Annotated in this window: 15 protein-coding genes and 1 pseudogene; 6 read left to right on the top strand and 10 right to left on the bottom strand. The window is 66.6% G+C overall.

The genetic code is table 11. From position 1 onward, the window contains the following. Positions 1-7 precede the first annotated feature (7 nt). Genes CVUC_RS06690 through obgE form a run of 4 tightly spaced genes read right to left on the bottom strand, consistent with a single transcriptional unit; the run spans position 8 to position 4,392 of the window. Positions 8-619 (bottom strand): hypothetical protein, encoded by a 612-nt coding sequence (locus CVUC_RS06690; protein WP_096032289.1) that lies wholly within the window; start codon positions 617-619, stop codon positions 8-10. Between the two features lie 25 nt (positions 620-644). Next, entirely contained in the window at positions 645-2,174 is a 1,530-nt protein-coding gene (locus CVUC_RS06685; RefSeq protein WP_096032290.1) for a UbiD family decarboxylase, read from the bottom strand. Positions 2,175-2,197: 23 nt separating this feature from the next. After that, positions 2,198-3,331, bottom strand: a complete 1,134-nt coding sequence (gene proB, locus CVUC_RS06680) for a glutamate 5-kinase (RefSeq protein WP_096032291.1) — start codon at positions 3,329-3,331, stop codon at positions 2,198-2,200. Beyond that, on the bottom strand, positions 3,328-4,392 hold the full coding sequence (gene obgE, locus CVUC_RS06675; RefSeq protein ID WP_010918204.1) for a GTPase ObgE: 1,065 nt from the start codon (positions 4,390-4,392) through the stop codon (positions 3,328-3,330). Before obgE ends, proB begins: the two co-directional genes overlap by 4 nt. 207 nt (positions 4,393-4,599) lie before the next feature. Here obgE and CVUC_RS06670 point away from each other — a divergent pair, with 207 nt between their 5' ends. Next, entirely contained in the window at positions 4,600-5,559 is a 960-nt protein-coding gene (locus tag CVUC_RS06670; RefSeq protein WP_024265526.1) for a hypothetical protein, read from the top strand. Between the two features lie 84 nt (positions 5,560-5,643). Here CVUC_RS06670 and CVUC_RS06665 read toward each other — a convergent pair whose 3' ends face one another. The 3 genes from CVUC_RS06665 to rplU form a co-directional block, all read right to left on the bottom strand. Continuing rightward, positions 5,644-6,177: a GNAT family N-acetyltransferase gene (locus CVUC_RS06665; protein WP_096032292.1), complete on the bottom strand. Its 534-nt coding sequence runs from the start codon at positions 6,175-6,177 to the stop codon at positions 5,644-5,646. A 182-nt stretch (positions 6,178-6,359) separates the two neighbouring features. After that, positions 6,360-6,629, bottom strand: a complete 270-nt coding sequence (gene rpmA, locus CVUC_RS06660; RefSeq protein WP_010918207.1) for a 50S ribosomal protein L27 — start codon at positions 6,627-6,629, stop codon at positions 6,360-6,362. A 30-nt stretch (positions 6,630-6,659) separates the two neighbouring features. Continuing rightward, entirely contained in the window at positions 6,660-7,175 is a 516-nt protein-coding gene (gene rplU / locus CVUC_RS06655; RefSeq protein ID WP_010918208.1) for a 50S ribosomal protein L21, read from the bottom strand. Positions 7,176-7,378: 203 nt separating this feature from the next. Here rplU and CVUC_RS06650 point away from each other — a divergent pair, with 203 nt between their 5' ends. Further along, positions 7,379-8,008, top strand: a complete 630-nt coding sequence (locus CVUC_RS06650; protein ID WP_010918209.1) for a hypothetical protein — start codon at positions 7,379-7,381, stop codon at positions 8,006-8,008. 42 nt (positions 8,009-8,050) lie between these two features. Further along, positions 8,051-9,145 carry a CobW family GTP-binding protein gene (locus tag CVUC_RS06645; protein ID WP_096032293.1) on the top strand — a complete coding sequence of 365 codons (1,095 nt, stop codon included), beginning with the start codon at positions 8,051-8,053 and terminating at the stop codon, positions 9,143-9,145. On the opposite strand, the pseudogene CVUC_RS20800 reads toward CVUC_RS06645, so the two are convergent. Further along, positions 9,129-9,214: pseudogene (locus CVUC_RS20800) on the bottom strand (hypothetical protein); the annotation flags it as partial. The gene CVUC_RS06645 and the pseudogene CVUC_RS20800 overlap by 17 nt on opposite strands. 132 nt (positions 9,215-9,346) lie before the next feature. Beyond that, positions 9,347-9,805: a biopolymer transporter ExbD gene (locus CVUC_RS06640; protein WP_010918211.1), complete on the bottom strand. Its 459-nt coding sequence runs from the start codon at positions 9,803-9,805 to the stop codon at positions 9,347-9,349. 243 nt (positions 9,806-10,048) lie between these two features. On the opposite strand from CVUC_RS06640, the gene CVUC_RS06635 reads away from it, so the two are divergent. After that, a complete protein-coding gene (locus CVUC_RS06635) occupies positions 10,049-11,080 on the top strand; it encodes a WD40 repeat domain-containing protein (protein WP_096034716.1) in 1,032 nt (343 codons plus the stop codon). Positions 11,081-11,242: 162 nt separating this feature from the next. Here CVUC_RS06635 and CVUC_RS06630 read toward each other — a convergent pair whose 3' ends face one another. Further along, positions 11,243-11,905 carry a nitroreductase gene (locus CVUC_RS06630; protein WP_096032294.1) on the bottom strand — a complete coding sequence of 221 codons (663 nt, stop codon included), beginning with the start codon at positions 11,903-11,905 and terminating at the stop codon, positions 11,243-11,245. Between the two features lie 84 nt (positions 11,906-11,989). Between CVUC_RS06630 and mtgA the strand changes: the two genes are divergently transcribed. Both mtgA and CVUC_RS06620 read left to right on the top strand, forming a co-directional pair. Continuing rightward, positions 11,990-12,679 (top strand): monofunctional biosynthetic peptidoglycan transglycosylase, encoded by a 690-nt coding sequence (gene mtgA / locus CVUC_RS06625; RefSeq protein WP_096032295.1) that lies wholly within the window; start codon positions 11,990-11,992, stop codon positions 12,677-12,679. A gap of 12 nt (positions 12,680-12,691) precedes the next feature. Further along, entirely contained in the window at positions 12,692-13,240 is a 549-nt protein-coding gene (locus tag CVUC_RS06620; RefSeq protein WP_096032296.1) for a GNAT family N-acetyltransferase, read from the top strand. Positions 13,241-13,243 lie beyond the last annotated feature (3 nt).

Here is a 13,243-nt window from a genome sequence, read left to right as displayed (position 1 = left end):
AACCCACTTAGCCGCCGATCAGCGACCAGCCGCCTCGACTGACCAGCGCCTCGGCCGAGCGCACGATCTGCCAGCCTTGATACGCCAGTAGGATCGCCAGGGCGATCGGCGAGATCCAGCGCCCCGGCGCCACAGCCGCCACGAGGGTCAAGATCGTAAACAGGGTCGTGCCTGCCCAGAACACAGGGCCGAGGTTTAGCCGGCCGATCTCGCCATTGATGGTCACCAGCCCCAGAAACACCAGCACGATCAGCAGGTTGGCCGCCAGGACGCTGAGCAGAACCAGCTTCCGGTGCGCCCAGAAATGGTCATCCAGGCTCTCGCCGGACTTCAGCTCCCGCGGAAAGACCTGGGTGGCGGCGACATAGAAGGTGCTGGCCACCACAAGACCCAGGATCAGCAGGGCGTAGTTGTAGGGCGCAGGTCGGAAGATCACCCAGGCCTGGTTCCAGAAGCTGGCGATGTCGATCGCCACGAACAGCGCCAGCATCGGCGTCAGCAGGCCGAACCTGACCTGCCGGCGACCGTCCAGCAGTCGCGCGAACCCGCCGACCAGTTCGGCGACCGAGAAGCCGAGCAGGAGGCCATAGAAGCTGAAGAAGAATTCAAACGCGTCCACGATGGCCCCCGACCGACCGCTTCAATCACTTCCAGATCGGCTTGCCGTCACCCGGCAGGCCCAGCCGGCCCCACATGTCGCTGACCTTGTCGACCACGGCCTGGTCCATGCGGATCTCTTCGCCCCATTCGCGCTTGGTCTCGGGCGGCCACTTGTCGGTGGCGTCGAGGCCGATCTTGGAGCCGAGACCGCTCTCAGGGGAAGCGAAGTCCAGATAGTCGATCGGGGTGTGCTCGATGACCGTGATGTCCCGCGCGGGATCCATCTTGGTGCTGATCGCCCACATCACGTCCTTCCAGTCGCGGGCGTTGATGTCGTGGTCCACGACGATCACCCACTTGGTGTACATGAACTGGCGCAGATAGCTCCACACGCCCAGCATCACGCGCTTGGCGTGGCCGGGATAGGCCTTCTTCATCGACACCACCGCGATGCGGTAGCTGCAGCCCTCGGGCGGTAGCCAGAAGTCGACGATCTCGGGGAACTGCTGGCGGATCAGCGGGATGAACACCTCGTTCAGCGCCTCGCCCAGCACCGAGGGCTCATCCGGCGGACGGCCGGTGAAGGTGGTCAGATAGATCGGGTCCTTGCGCATGGTGATCGCCGTCACCTGGAAGACCGGGAACTTCTCGACGCTGTTGTAGTAGCCGGTGTGGTCGCCGTAGGGGCCCTCGTCGGCGTACTCGTCCAGGAGGACATGGCCCTCGATGACGATCTCGGCATGGGCCGGAACCATCAGCGGCACGGTCTTGGCCGGGACGAGGTCGACCTTGGCGCCGCGCAGCAGGCCGGCGAACTGGTACTCCGACAGGGTGTCGGGCACCGGCGTCACGGCCGCCAGGATGGTGCCCGGATCCGCGCCCAGCACGGCGCAGGCGGGCAGGGGCTCCTTGGAGCCCGCCTTCTTGTGGCGGGCATAGTGCTGGGCGCCGCCGCGATGGGCCAGCCAGCGCATGATGCACTTGTCCTTCGACAGGACCTGCATGCGGTAGATGCCGAGGTTGAAGTTGTCCTCGCGGTCCTTGCTGGGGCCCTTGGTCACGACCAGCGGCCAGGTGATCAGCGGCGCGGGCTCGCCTGGCCAGCAGGTCTGGACCGGCAGCTTGGAGAGGTCGATCTGGTCGCCGGTCAGGACGACCTCCTGCACGGGGGCCTTCTTCACCGTGCCGGGCCGCATGCTCATCACCGTCTTGGCCAGCGGCAGCATGTCGAGGGCGTCCTTGAGGCCCTTGGGCGGCTGGGGCTGACGCAGGAAGGCCAGCAGTTCGCCGACCTCGCGCAGTTCGCCTGCCGTCTCTCGGGGCTCGCCGCCCAGGGTCACGCCCATGGCCACGCGCTTGACCGTGCCGAACAGGTTGGCGAGCGCCGGCATCTCCGAACGCGAGCCATCGGGCAGCAGCACATGCTCGAACAGAACCGCCGGGCCACCGGTCGCCAAGAGGCGCGTCTGGATTTCGGTCATCTCCAGCACACTGGAGACCGGCTCCTTGACCCGCACCAGTTCGCCCTTGGCCTCCAGGACGTCGATGAATTCGCGGAGCGATCGGTAGGCCATGGGAATGCTCGTACTGGAAAGGTCTAGTGGGCTACGGCCAGGTCGTCGGCATGGATCATCGGGCCCTCGGTAAAGCCGAGTTCGGCCTCGATGGCGTCTGATCTCAGACCCGCGATCCGCTGGGCGTCGGCGCTGTCATAGCGCACGAGGCCCCGCGCGACCTCACGGCCGTTTTCGTCGCGAACGCGGACGGCGTCGCCCTTGTCGAACGGACCCTCGACGGCGCGGACCCCGGCGGGCAGCAGGCTCTTGCCGGCCAGCAGCGCGCTGGCCGCCCCGGCGTCGACTGTGACCCAGCCCTGGGGCGCCAGCGAGCCGGCGATCCAGGCCTTGTAGGCGGCGGCGGGCGAGGCTCCCGCCTCGATCAGGGTGGCCTTTTCGCCGGCCGCGATGGCCGCCAGCGGGCGGGGGCGCGAGCCCAGGGTGATCAGGGTGGCGCAGCCGGCGGCGCGGGCGATACGGGCGGCGGCGATCTTGGTGGCCATGCCGCCGGTGCCGACGCCGGCGGCGGCGTTGGCCCCCTCGGCCATGCCGGCGATCTCCGGCGTGATCTCGGAGACCCGCGGGATATGCTCGGCCTTGGGGTTCTTGCGCGGATCGGCAGTGTAGAGGCCGTCGATGTCCGACAGCAGCACCAGGAGGTCGGCGCCGGCCATCTGGGCGACGCGCGCGGCCAGGCGGTCGTTGTCGCCGTACCGGATCTCCTCGGTCACGACGGTGTCGTTCTCGTTGACCACGGGGACGACGCCCAAACCCATCAAGGTCTCGGTCGTCGCGCGGGCGTTCAGCCAGCGGCGGCGCATCTCGGTGTCGTCGCGGGTCAGCAGGATCTGGGCGACGCCGATCCCGTGCGGCTCGAAAGCTTCCTCCCAGGCGCGCATCAGGAGGCTCTGACCTGCGGCGGCGGCGGCCTGCTTTTCGGGCAGGGTGGTCTTTCGACCGGTCAGCCCAAGCCGACGACGGCCCAGGGCCACCGCACCGGACGAGACCACGAGCACCTGTTTTCCGGCGGCGCGCAGGTCGGCGGCGTCGGCGCAGAACGCCTCCAGCCAGGCGCGGTTGGCTGCGCCCGTCTCGGCGTCGACCAGCAGGGCCGAGCCGACCTTGAACACGATGCGGCGGGCGGCCTCGAAGGCTCCCTGGGAGCCCGACGTCACGGCGTCCAGCCTCCGGGGGTCTCGTCGACGTGATCCTCGTCGTCGTCGATCTCTTCCTCGAGGTCGCCGCGACGGATGCGGACCTGCTTGTAGGCGGCGCGCAGCAGTTCCGTCACGCCCTGGCCGGAGACGCCGGAAACCAGGCGAGGCTTGATCCCCGATACGGCTTCCAGCTCGGCGACCTTCTCGGCGAGGGTTTCCTCGTCCAGGGCGTCGATCTTGTTCAGCGCCAGGATCTCGGCCTTGTCGGCCAGCTCGTCGCCATAGGCCTCGAGCTCGCCCCGGATCGTCTCATAGGCGCCGGCGACGTCGTCCTGGGTGGCGTCGATCAGGTGGATCAGGGTCGCCGAGCGTTCGACGTGGCCAAGGAAGCGGGTGCCGAGCCCCGCGCCCTCGGAAGCGCCTTCGATCAGGCCGGGAATGTCGGCCAGCACGAAGCGCTCGCTGCTGGACAGATCCACGACCCCGAGGTTGGGGGTCAGGGTGGTGAAGGGATAGTCGGCGATCTTGGGCTTGGCGGCGCTGGCGGCCGCCAGGAAGGTCGACTTGCCGGCGTTGGGCAGGCCCACCAGGCCGACATCGGCAATCAGCTTCAGGCGAAGCCAGATCCAGCGCTCCTCGCCCTCCTGACCGGGATTGGCGTATTTCGGCGCCTGATTGACCGGGCCCTTGAAGTGCAGGTTGCCCCACCCGCCGTTGCCGCCCTTGGCCAGCAGCAGGCGCATGCCGGCGTGGTCAAGGTCGGCGATCAGGGTTTCCTTGTCTTCCTCCAGCACCTCGGTGCCCACCGGGACCTTCAGGACGACGTCTTCGCCGGCCGCGCCATGCCGCGCTCGGCCCATGCCGTGCACGCCCGTGCCGGCCTTGAAGTGCTGCTGATAGCGATAGTCGATCAGGGTGTTGAGGCCTTCGACGGCCTCGATCCACACGTCGCCGCCGCGACCGCCGTCGCCGCCGTCCGGGCCGCCGTACTCGATGTACTTCTCGCGGCGGAACGACACCGATCCGCCGCCGCCGTTACCGGAGCGGATATAGATCTTGCATTGGTCCAAGAATTTCATGGGGTCCTTTTGTCCCAAGGCGTCCCGCGCGTCGAGCCCAAACGCCGTTTGGGCGCCCTCAGGCCTGTGTCGCTTGGTCACGGTCTCTGCAAACGTTAAACTGCGACCGGCGTTCGCCATCGTGACGAAATGTTAAAACAAGGAGTGCCACAAAGAATCTTGGCAGCAAAACCGTCATTTCTTCTACGACGGAGCAGGAGGCTGACCTTGGCGAGTGAAGAAGAAGTTGTAGCGTTGCTGGCGAAGGATCTGCGCGATCTGTCGACGCAGGAGCTCCACCGCAAGTATAGCGCTGAGGCTTCGACGCACCGCAACATCCTGATCGGTCGGGGCACTGGCGTCGCGCCGCAGTGGCGGGATTTCAAGACTTTCCTGGGCGAAGTGGGCCCCAGGCCGTCCACCGACCACAGCCTCGTCTTGCTCAACCGATACGAGCGCACCTATGGCCCAGGCCGCGCGCGCTGGATGACCGCCGAGGAACAGGCCGCTCATGAGGCCGAGTTCGACCGGCTCCGCGCCGAGCAGATGCGCGAGGAGCAGCTTCTCCTGCACAAGGCCGCCGCCACCAGGCGCGCCAGCACCCCGGGCGCGCCGTCGTTCGGCCAATGGACGCCGATGGGCGGCAAGCTGGTCACCTATCCCGATGTGGCCAAGAAGCTGGCGATTCCGGTCAACGCCCTGTCCAAGACCATGCCGCCCGGCTCCACCGCCGACGAACTGGTCAAGCGGGCCGCAACGGCTGCCGACCTGATCAATGAGAACGCCACCTGGCTGCCGCCGGACCCGGTGCGCAAGGCCGGCTTCTTCGAAGCCTACCGCATCTGGCACCTGCAGGTTCAGCCGCAGTTCGGCCGCGCCGCAACGCCGACGTTCCTGTTCCTCTACATCGCCCTGCCGGTCATGAAGCAGTGCCGTGACGAACTGATGGACCTCGATCTTTGGAACCCGTTGGGTCAGCGGGCGCTGAACGCGCGCGACAACCACCCGGCGTGGAAGAAGTACACCGAGTTCATGCCGCGCGCTCAGGTGGCGATGATGGAGATCCCCATCTACGCCACCTATTCGCTGCTCAGCGATCTGGACGCCCTTTGCGAGCGGATCGTCACGGCCGAGAAGCGCTTCCGCGAAGGTCCGCAGAAGGTGATCCACACGCACCGGGCGGCGTAGAGGCGGCTAGGCGGCCGCCTCCGTCTCGTCGGTTCGCGCCGATCCTCCTTGCCTGCAAAACGGGGAAGGGAGCGCTCAACGCCGTCAGGCCAGCCAGACCATCATCCGCGTCGCCGCCGGTTCCCCGCGCGCGATTGACGGCTTGTGCTCGACCACACCCGTATAGAGAAACCCGGCCTTGACCAGCACGCGGCCCGAGGCGTCGTTGTCGGCGAAGTGGCCGGCGGTGACACGCCGCTTGCGCCAGACCGAGCGCGCCCAGTCCAGCGCGCCGCGCGCCGCCTCGGTGGCGTAGCCTCGACCCCAGTAGGGGCGACCGATCCAATAGCCCAGCTCGACGGGACCACCAGGATTGGTGAAGAGGCCGACGACGCCGATCAGGCCCTCGTTCGCCAGATCGATCGCGAAGGTGTTGTCGCGCGTACGGTCCTGCGTGCCGCACCGAGCCACGAACTCTTCGGCATGGCCGCGCGTATAGGGCGAGGGCATGCGCGTGGTCATGCGCGCCACGTCATGATCGACGCAGAAGGCCGCCACACGCTCGACATCGGCCTTGGCCGGGGCGCGCAGCGTCAGCCGCCGGGTTTCGATGACAGGACTTTCTTCGATGACGCACATCGGCGCCTCCCAGGTTTCTCCGGCCCTCTTTCATCCGGGACCGTGACACCGCCATGGCCAAGCCTGTTTCAGCGGCGCGACAAAACAAAAGCGGGGAGCCCGGCGTCCGGACTCCCCGCTAGAGATCGTCTGTCCGGATCGTCTTCTTGCGAAGCACGACCCGAAAGAAACCTGGTTCGTGCTTACTCGGCCGGCTGAGCGGCCGGGGTCACGGTCACGTAGGTGCGATTGTGCTTCTTGGTCACGAAGCCCACCGCGCCCTGGACGAGCGCGAAGAGGGTGTGATCCTTGCCAATGCCCACGCCCGAACCCGGGTAGAACTTGGTGCCGCGCTGGCGCACGAGGATGTTGCCGGCGAGAACCTTCTCGCCGCCGAACTTCTTCACGCCAAGGCGCTTCGACTCTGAGTCGCGACCGTTGCTGGACGAGCCGCCTGATTTCTTGTGAGCCATCTTGCTCTCCTACCTTAGAAGGCGTCGCCCTTAGGCTTCGCCTTCCTCCGTCTTGGCGGCGGCCTTCTTAGGGGCGGCCTTCTTCTTCGGGGCGGCTTCGGCCTTGGCCGGAGCAGCTTCGACCGGAGCCGGGATCGTCGCCGGAACAGCGGCGTCGCCGAGGCCACGGGCGCGGGCGTCGAGGATGACCTTCGGGGTCAGGTCGATCGTACCTTCCCACTTGGCTTCCTTGCCGGCGCCGGCCACCGACGTGACGCGCACGACGGATTCGAACTGGCGGTGACCGCGGGTGCGGCGGTAGCCCTGACGGCGGATCTTCTTGAAGATCTTCACCTTCTCGCCCTTGCGGGTTTCGAGCAGGGTTCCGGAGACGACAGCGCCGTCCACGGTGGGGGCGCCGACCGTCACGGCCTCGCCTTCGCCAAGCATCAGGACTTCACCGAAGGCCACGGCCGCGCCGGGTTCACCTTCGAGCTTTTCGACCACCAGCAGGTCGCCGGCTTGAACCCGGTACTGCTTGCCGCCGGTTTTGATCACCGCGTACATAGGTTAGCGCCTTAAAAACGTGCGTTCGCAAAATAGGGAACGCCCGCTCGGAAACCCGGCGGGCGAAGAGGGCGCGACTTATACAGCCCAAGGCTCGGGAGTCAACGGCGTAGCGGCGGATTCAGCCGAGGTGCGCGACGAAAGCAAACAAGAGGGTGGGTACCCTCTGGAATGTTACTTTATAACACGCTATATGCCCTTCCGTGACCTCGCCCTTCTTCGCCTCGATCGCCGTCACCGCCTTTGCGGTCGCCTTTCTGCACGCCGCGCTGCCGACTCACTGGCTGCCGTTCGTGCTGGTCGGGCGCGCGCAGAAATGGTCGACGGGCCGCACGCTCGGCGTGACCCTGCTGGCAGGGATCGGCCATGTCGGCCTGACGATCGCCCTTGGCCTGGCCCTGGTGTTGGCGGGCATGGCCCTGCAACCCTCGCTGGGCGGGCTGTTTCACTGGATTGTGGGCGGGCTGATGATCGCGGTCGGCGTCTTTTATATGGTGCGCGGCCGCCACAACCATGCCCTGCCGGAAGCGAGCCGCCGGATCTACGCCTCCGATCGCGCCGCGATCGCCGCCCTGGTGACCTTGCTGACACTCTCGCCGTGCGAGGCCTTCCTGCCCTACTATCTGGCCGGCATGGAGCACGGCTGGGTCGCCTTCCTGGTGCTGAGCGCGATCCTGACCGCCGCCACCGCCGCAGGCATGCTGATCTTCACCGGTCTCAGCCTGGCCGGCTTCAAGCGCCTGGGTCTGCAATGGGTCGAGCGCTATGAGGAAACCATTCTCGGCGTGGCCCTTGTCCTGGTGGGCCTGGCCGTCGCGTTCCTCAAGACGTAAAGGCGGCTTCCGCTGGACGGCCTGGGCCCCTAAATAGCGGCCATGACCCAGACTGTCCCGACCTCCGGCAAGATCCCCGTCACCGTGCTCACCGGCTATCTCGGCGCCGGCAAGACCACTTTGCTCAACCGCATCCTCACCGAGGAGCACGGCAAGCGCTACGCCGTGATCGTCAACGAGTTCGGCGAGGTCGGCATCGACAACGACTTGGTGGTCGGCGCCGATGAAGAAGTGTTCGAGATGAACAACGGCTGCGTCTGCTGCACCGTGCGCGGCGACCTGATCCGGGTTCTCCAGGGCCTGATGAAGCGAAAGGGCGGTTTCGACGCCATCATCGTCGAGACGACGGGCCTGGCCGATCCGGGTCCCGTGGCTCAGACCTTCTTCGTCGACGATGACGTCAAGGCGCGTACCGCCCTCGACTCGGTCACGGCCGTGGTCGACGCCAAGCACATCCTGCTGCGCCTGTCTGACAGCAAGGAGGCCGTCGAGCAGATCGCCTTCGCCGACCAGATCGTGTTGAACAAGACCGACCTGGTGTCAGAGGACGACCTGCGCCACGTCGAGGCGCGCATCCGTCGGATCAACCCGCTGGCCCCGATCCACCGCGCCCAGCGCTCGAACGTTCCGCTGGACGCCATTCTGGGCAAGCACAGCTTCGATCTCGAGCGGATCACCGACCTGGAGCCGGACTTCCTCAATCCGGCCCATGGCGAGCCGGGGCACGTGCACGACGAGCACTGCGACCACCATCACCATCACGACCATGACCACGTGCATGACGAGCACTGCGGTCACGACCACCACCATCACCACGACGCCAAGAGCGACGTCCATGATGACGGCGTGAAGGGCATCTCGCTGACGCTGGACAAGCCGGTGGACGGCCAGAAGATCACCGCCTGGCTCAATGACCTGCTGGCCCGTCGCGGCCCCGACATCCTGCGCGCCAAGGGCATCATCGACGTGAAGGGCGAGGACAAGCGTCTCGTCTTCCAGGCCGTGCACATGATCCTTGAAGGCGACTTCCAGCGCCCGTGGACCGACAAGGACAAGCGCTACAGCCGGATGGTCTTCATCGGTCGCGACCTCGACGAGGCCGAGCTGCGCGCGGGCTTCGAGGCGACGGCGGCTTAAGGGGGCTAAAATCCTCCCCCAAGCGGGGGAGGTGTCGGCGAAGCCGACGGAGGGGGAAATCCTCCTGGGCCTTGCCTCTTCCCTCTCCGTCGTCTCTTCGAGCCGACACCTCTCCCTTGGGGAGAGGATTTTAGACAAAGAAAAAAGCCCCGGAGCCTGAAGCTCCGGGGCTTTCGTGTTTCTGGCTGTCGCCGAGGATCCTTAGCGGATGTCCTCGTTGATCAGGCCGACCTTGAACCAGCCCGACGTCTGCAGCTGGTTCAGCACGCCCATGAAGTCGGCGTACAGCACGTCGGCGTCGGCGCGGATCATGATGCGCTGATCGTCCTTCGGGCCGGCTTGGCCGGTGGCGGCGAACTTGGCGTTCAGATCGATCTCGAGATTGTCGAGGCTGCTTTGCTTGTCAGCGATGAAGATCGCGCCCGACTTTTGGATCGAGATGAAGACCGGTTCCTTCGGCTTCGGCGCGTTCGGCGGCGGCGGAACCGCCGGCGGCAGGTCGATCTTGATGGACGTCACGGCCATCGGCACGGCGACCATGAAGATGATCAGCAGCACCAACAGAATGTCCACGAAGGGCGTGACGTTGATTTCGGAATTCTGGCCCAGATCGTAACGGCCACCACCGCCGCCAGCAAGTTTAGCCGCCATAGCCTGCACTGTCTCCCAGAAGGCCGCGCGCGTCGCGCACGCCTGAAATGTCGTTACCTCGCCACGTCTGGCGCAGACGGGCGCGGAAGTAAAGCCCGACGACGCGGCGCAATAGCAACCCCCTTTTTGACTCTTTTTGACGGAACGCCGTTCGAATGGGCGCCGGGGCGCATCGAGGTTCGCGCGAGGCGCGAATGTGGCGCTTCCCGAAAGAGTCTAGTCGTCGCCGCCGGTGTGTCTTATCTCGCGCGCATGATCTTTTCGTTCGACGCCTTTGTCACAAACGCCCTGTTTGATCGCTCCGGCCGCGCCATGTTCGCGCTCGGCGACGGCACGGTTCGCCTGCAGACCGACGAGGGATTCGTCACGGTCGAGGCGCATGGCGGCCCACTGGGCGGCGCGGTCCTGGCGGCGGCGGTCCACCCCAGCGGCGCGGGGATCGTCACCGGCGGCGACGACGGCCGCGTGGTCTGGAGCCGAATCGAGGGCGGCGAGGTCGTCGCCACCCTGATCGCCGAGGTGAAGAACAAGTGGATCGAGCATGTGGCGACCAGCGCCGCCTCGGGACTGATCGCCTTCACCGCGGGCAAGGAGGTCCATGTCCGCGACGCCGCCGATCCGGCCTTTGCGCGCACGTTCCCACATGAAAAGACGGTGTCGGGTCTGGCGTTCGAGCCCAAGGGCCGGCGCCTGGCCTCGGCGACCTATGGCGGCGCCTATCTGTGGTACGCGCGGATCGCCGATCAGAAGCCGACGGTCCTGAAGTGGGCCGGCAGCCATATCGCGGTGGAATTCAGCCCGGACGGCAAGTTCCTGATCTCGTCCATGCAGGAAAACCAGCTGCACGGCTGGCGGCTGTCGGACGGCAAGGACATGCGGATGGGCGGCTATCCGTCCAAGATCAAAAGCGTGGCCTTCTTCGACAAGGGCAATCTCTTGGCCACGGCCGGCGCCTCGGGCGCGGTCATCTGGCCGTTCGCGGGCGCCAACGGGCCGATGGGCAAGGAGGCCGCGGAGATCGGCTTCTCGCGCGATTCGATGGTGGTCCGCGTGGCGGGGATCGACCCTCAGCCGGTCTGCATCGCCGGCCAGGACAACGGCAAGATCTGGGCGGCGCACATGCGCAACGGCCGCATCGAGACCCTCAAGGCCGAGAAGGGCGCGTCCATCAGCGCCCTGTCGGTCAGCGCCGACGGCAAGCGGCTGGCCTGGGGCGATGAGAGCGGCGAGGCCGGGGTGCTGGAGATCCCCGACCTTTCCGGCCCGCGTCAGTTTGTGGGGTAGGGCCTAGAAAGCCGACTCCAAGACGCCGTCATCCCGCGCTTTATGCGCGGGACCCATGGTTCAGCTTCCACGTGAGCGTGTGGGTTTGCCCTTCACTTGCGACGGATAAATGGGTCCCGCGAACACGTCGCGGGATGACGGTTGTGGGGTGGTGAACGGGCGCTAGAACCCCTTCAGCTCCGCCCACTCCTCGAACGGCGCGCGGCGCGAACGGAAGTTGTTCACCGAGGCGTCGGCGTCGCGGTAGCCCAGCGCCATCCCTGAAAACAGCATGTGGCCCTCGGGCAGGCCGACATGCTCGTCGACCAGCTTGTTGTAATGCGACCAGAACTCCTGCGGGCAGGTGTCGAGACCGCGCTCGACGGCCAGCAGCATGAAGGTCTGCATCAGCATGCCGACATCGCTCCACTGCGGCGGGCCGCAGCGACGGTCGATCGAGAAGAACAGCTGCACCGGCGCGCCGAAGCCCTGGCCGTTGTTGGCGAACCACTGCAGGCGCTGCAGCTTGTCCTCGCGCGGAATGCCCAGCGCGCCGTACATGTCCTCGCCGACCTGGAAGCGGCGGCTGCGCAACGGCTCCCAAAGGTTGGCGGGATAGACGTCGTATTCGGTGGGATCGGGCGAGGCCACGCGCTGCAGCATGGCGGCCTTCAACGCCTCCAGCGGCGCGCCGCCCACGACCTGGACCCGCCAGGGCTGCAGGTTGCCGCCCGAAGGCGCGCGCGCGGCGGTCTCCAGCAGATCGCGGATCAGCCCGGCGTCGACCGGATCGGGCTTGAAAGCGCGCACCGACATGCGGCGGTTCACGGCGTCGATCACGTCCATCGAAAGCTCCCTTAACCCGATATGTTTATGCCGCGCGACAGCGGCGTTTGCTGTGGTTAGCATCCGTCCGCTGCGTCAAGACAAGTGGGGCGTTTCGTGCGGCGGCTTTTACGCAATCTTCTGCTGGCCTTGTTCCTGGTGCTGGTCGCCGGGCCTGTTGTGGCGGTCATTCTCTACCGCTTCATTCCGCCGCCGGTGACGCCGCTGATGGTGATCCGCGCCGTCGAGGGGCGAGGGCTGGACCATCGTTGGCGGCCGATGGACAAGATCTCGCCCGCCCTGCCGCGCGCCTTGATCGCGGCCGAGGACGCCAAGTTCTGCGAGCACCGCGGTTTCGACTTCGAGGCCCTGCAGAAGGCCTACGAGAACAACGAATCGGGCCGCAAGATCCGGGGCGGCTCCACGATCAGCCAGCAGACGGCCAAGAACGTGTTCCTGTGGCCGGGGCGCTCCTATGTCCGCAAGGGGCTGGAGGCCTGGTTTACGGTGCTGATCGAGACCTTCTGGGGCAAGAAGCGGATCATGGAGGTCTATATGAACTCCATCGAGTACGGCTCGGGCATCTACGGCGCCGAAGCGGCCGCCCAGCGCTATTTCGGCGTCAGCGCCGCCAAGCTGACCCAGGCTCAGTCCGCCCGTCTGGCGGCCATCCTGCCCAGCCCCCTGAAGTGGAAGGTGATCAAGCCGGGCAAGTACGTGGCCAAGCGGACCAAGAAGATCGGCAAGGCCACGGGCGCCGTGCGGCGCGACGGTCTGGCTGACTGCGTGGCTTAAGGGGAGATCGTCATGCCTGTCGCACCGGGGCCCACGCTGGAGACCCAACGTCTCATCCTGCGACCGCCGGCTGACGCGGACCTGGACCGCTGGGCGCAGATGATGGCCGATCCGGTCGCGGCGCGCTTCATCGGCGGCCAGCAACCCCGCGCCACGGCCTGGCGGTTCATGGCGACGATGGCGGGATCGTGGGCCCTGAACGGCTTTGGCATGTTCTCGGTCATCGAGAAGGCCTCCGGTCAATGGCTGGGCCGGATCGGGCCCTGGCGTCCCGAGGGCTGGCCCGGGACCGAGGTCGGCTGGGGCCTGCACCCCGACGCCTGGGGGCGAGGCTATGCGGTCGAGGCGGCGAGCGCGACGATCGACTGGGTGGTGGATCACCTGGGGTGGACCGACATCATCCACTGCATCGATCCAGAGAACACGCCGTCCCAGGCGGTGGCCGATCGCCTGGGCTCGGTGAATCGCGGGCTTGGCCGACTGCCGCCGCCGTTTGAAGATCACGTCGTTGAGATCTGGGGTCAGACCGCCGACCAGTGGCGGGCTCGCCGCAAGCGCTAGGAC

This window comes from Caulobacter vibrioides (assembly GCF_002858865.1).
Classification (GTDB): domain Bacteria; phylum Pseudomonadota; class Alphaproteobacteria; order Caulobacterales; family Caulobacteraceae; genus Caulobacter; species Caulobacter vibrioides.
The sequence above is the reverse complement of the archived record's forward strand: the minus strand, read 5'-3'. Positions and strand labels throughout refer to the sequence as shown.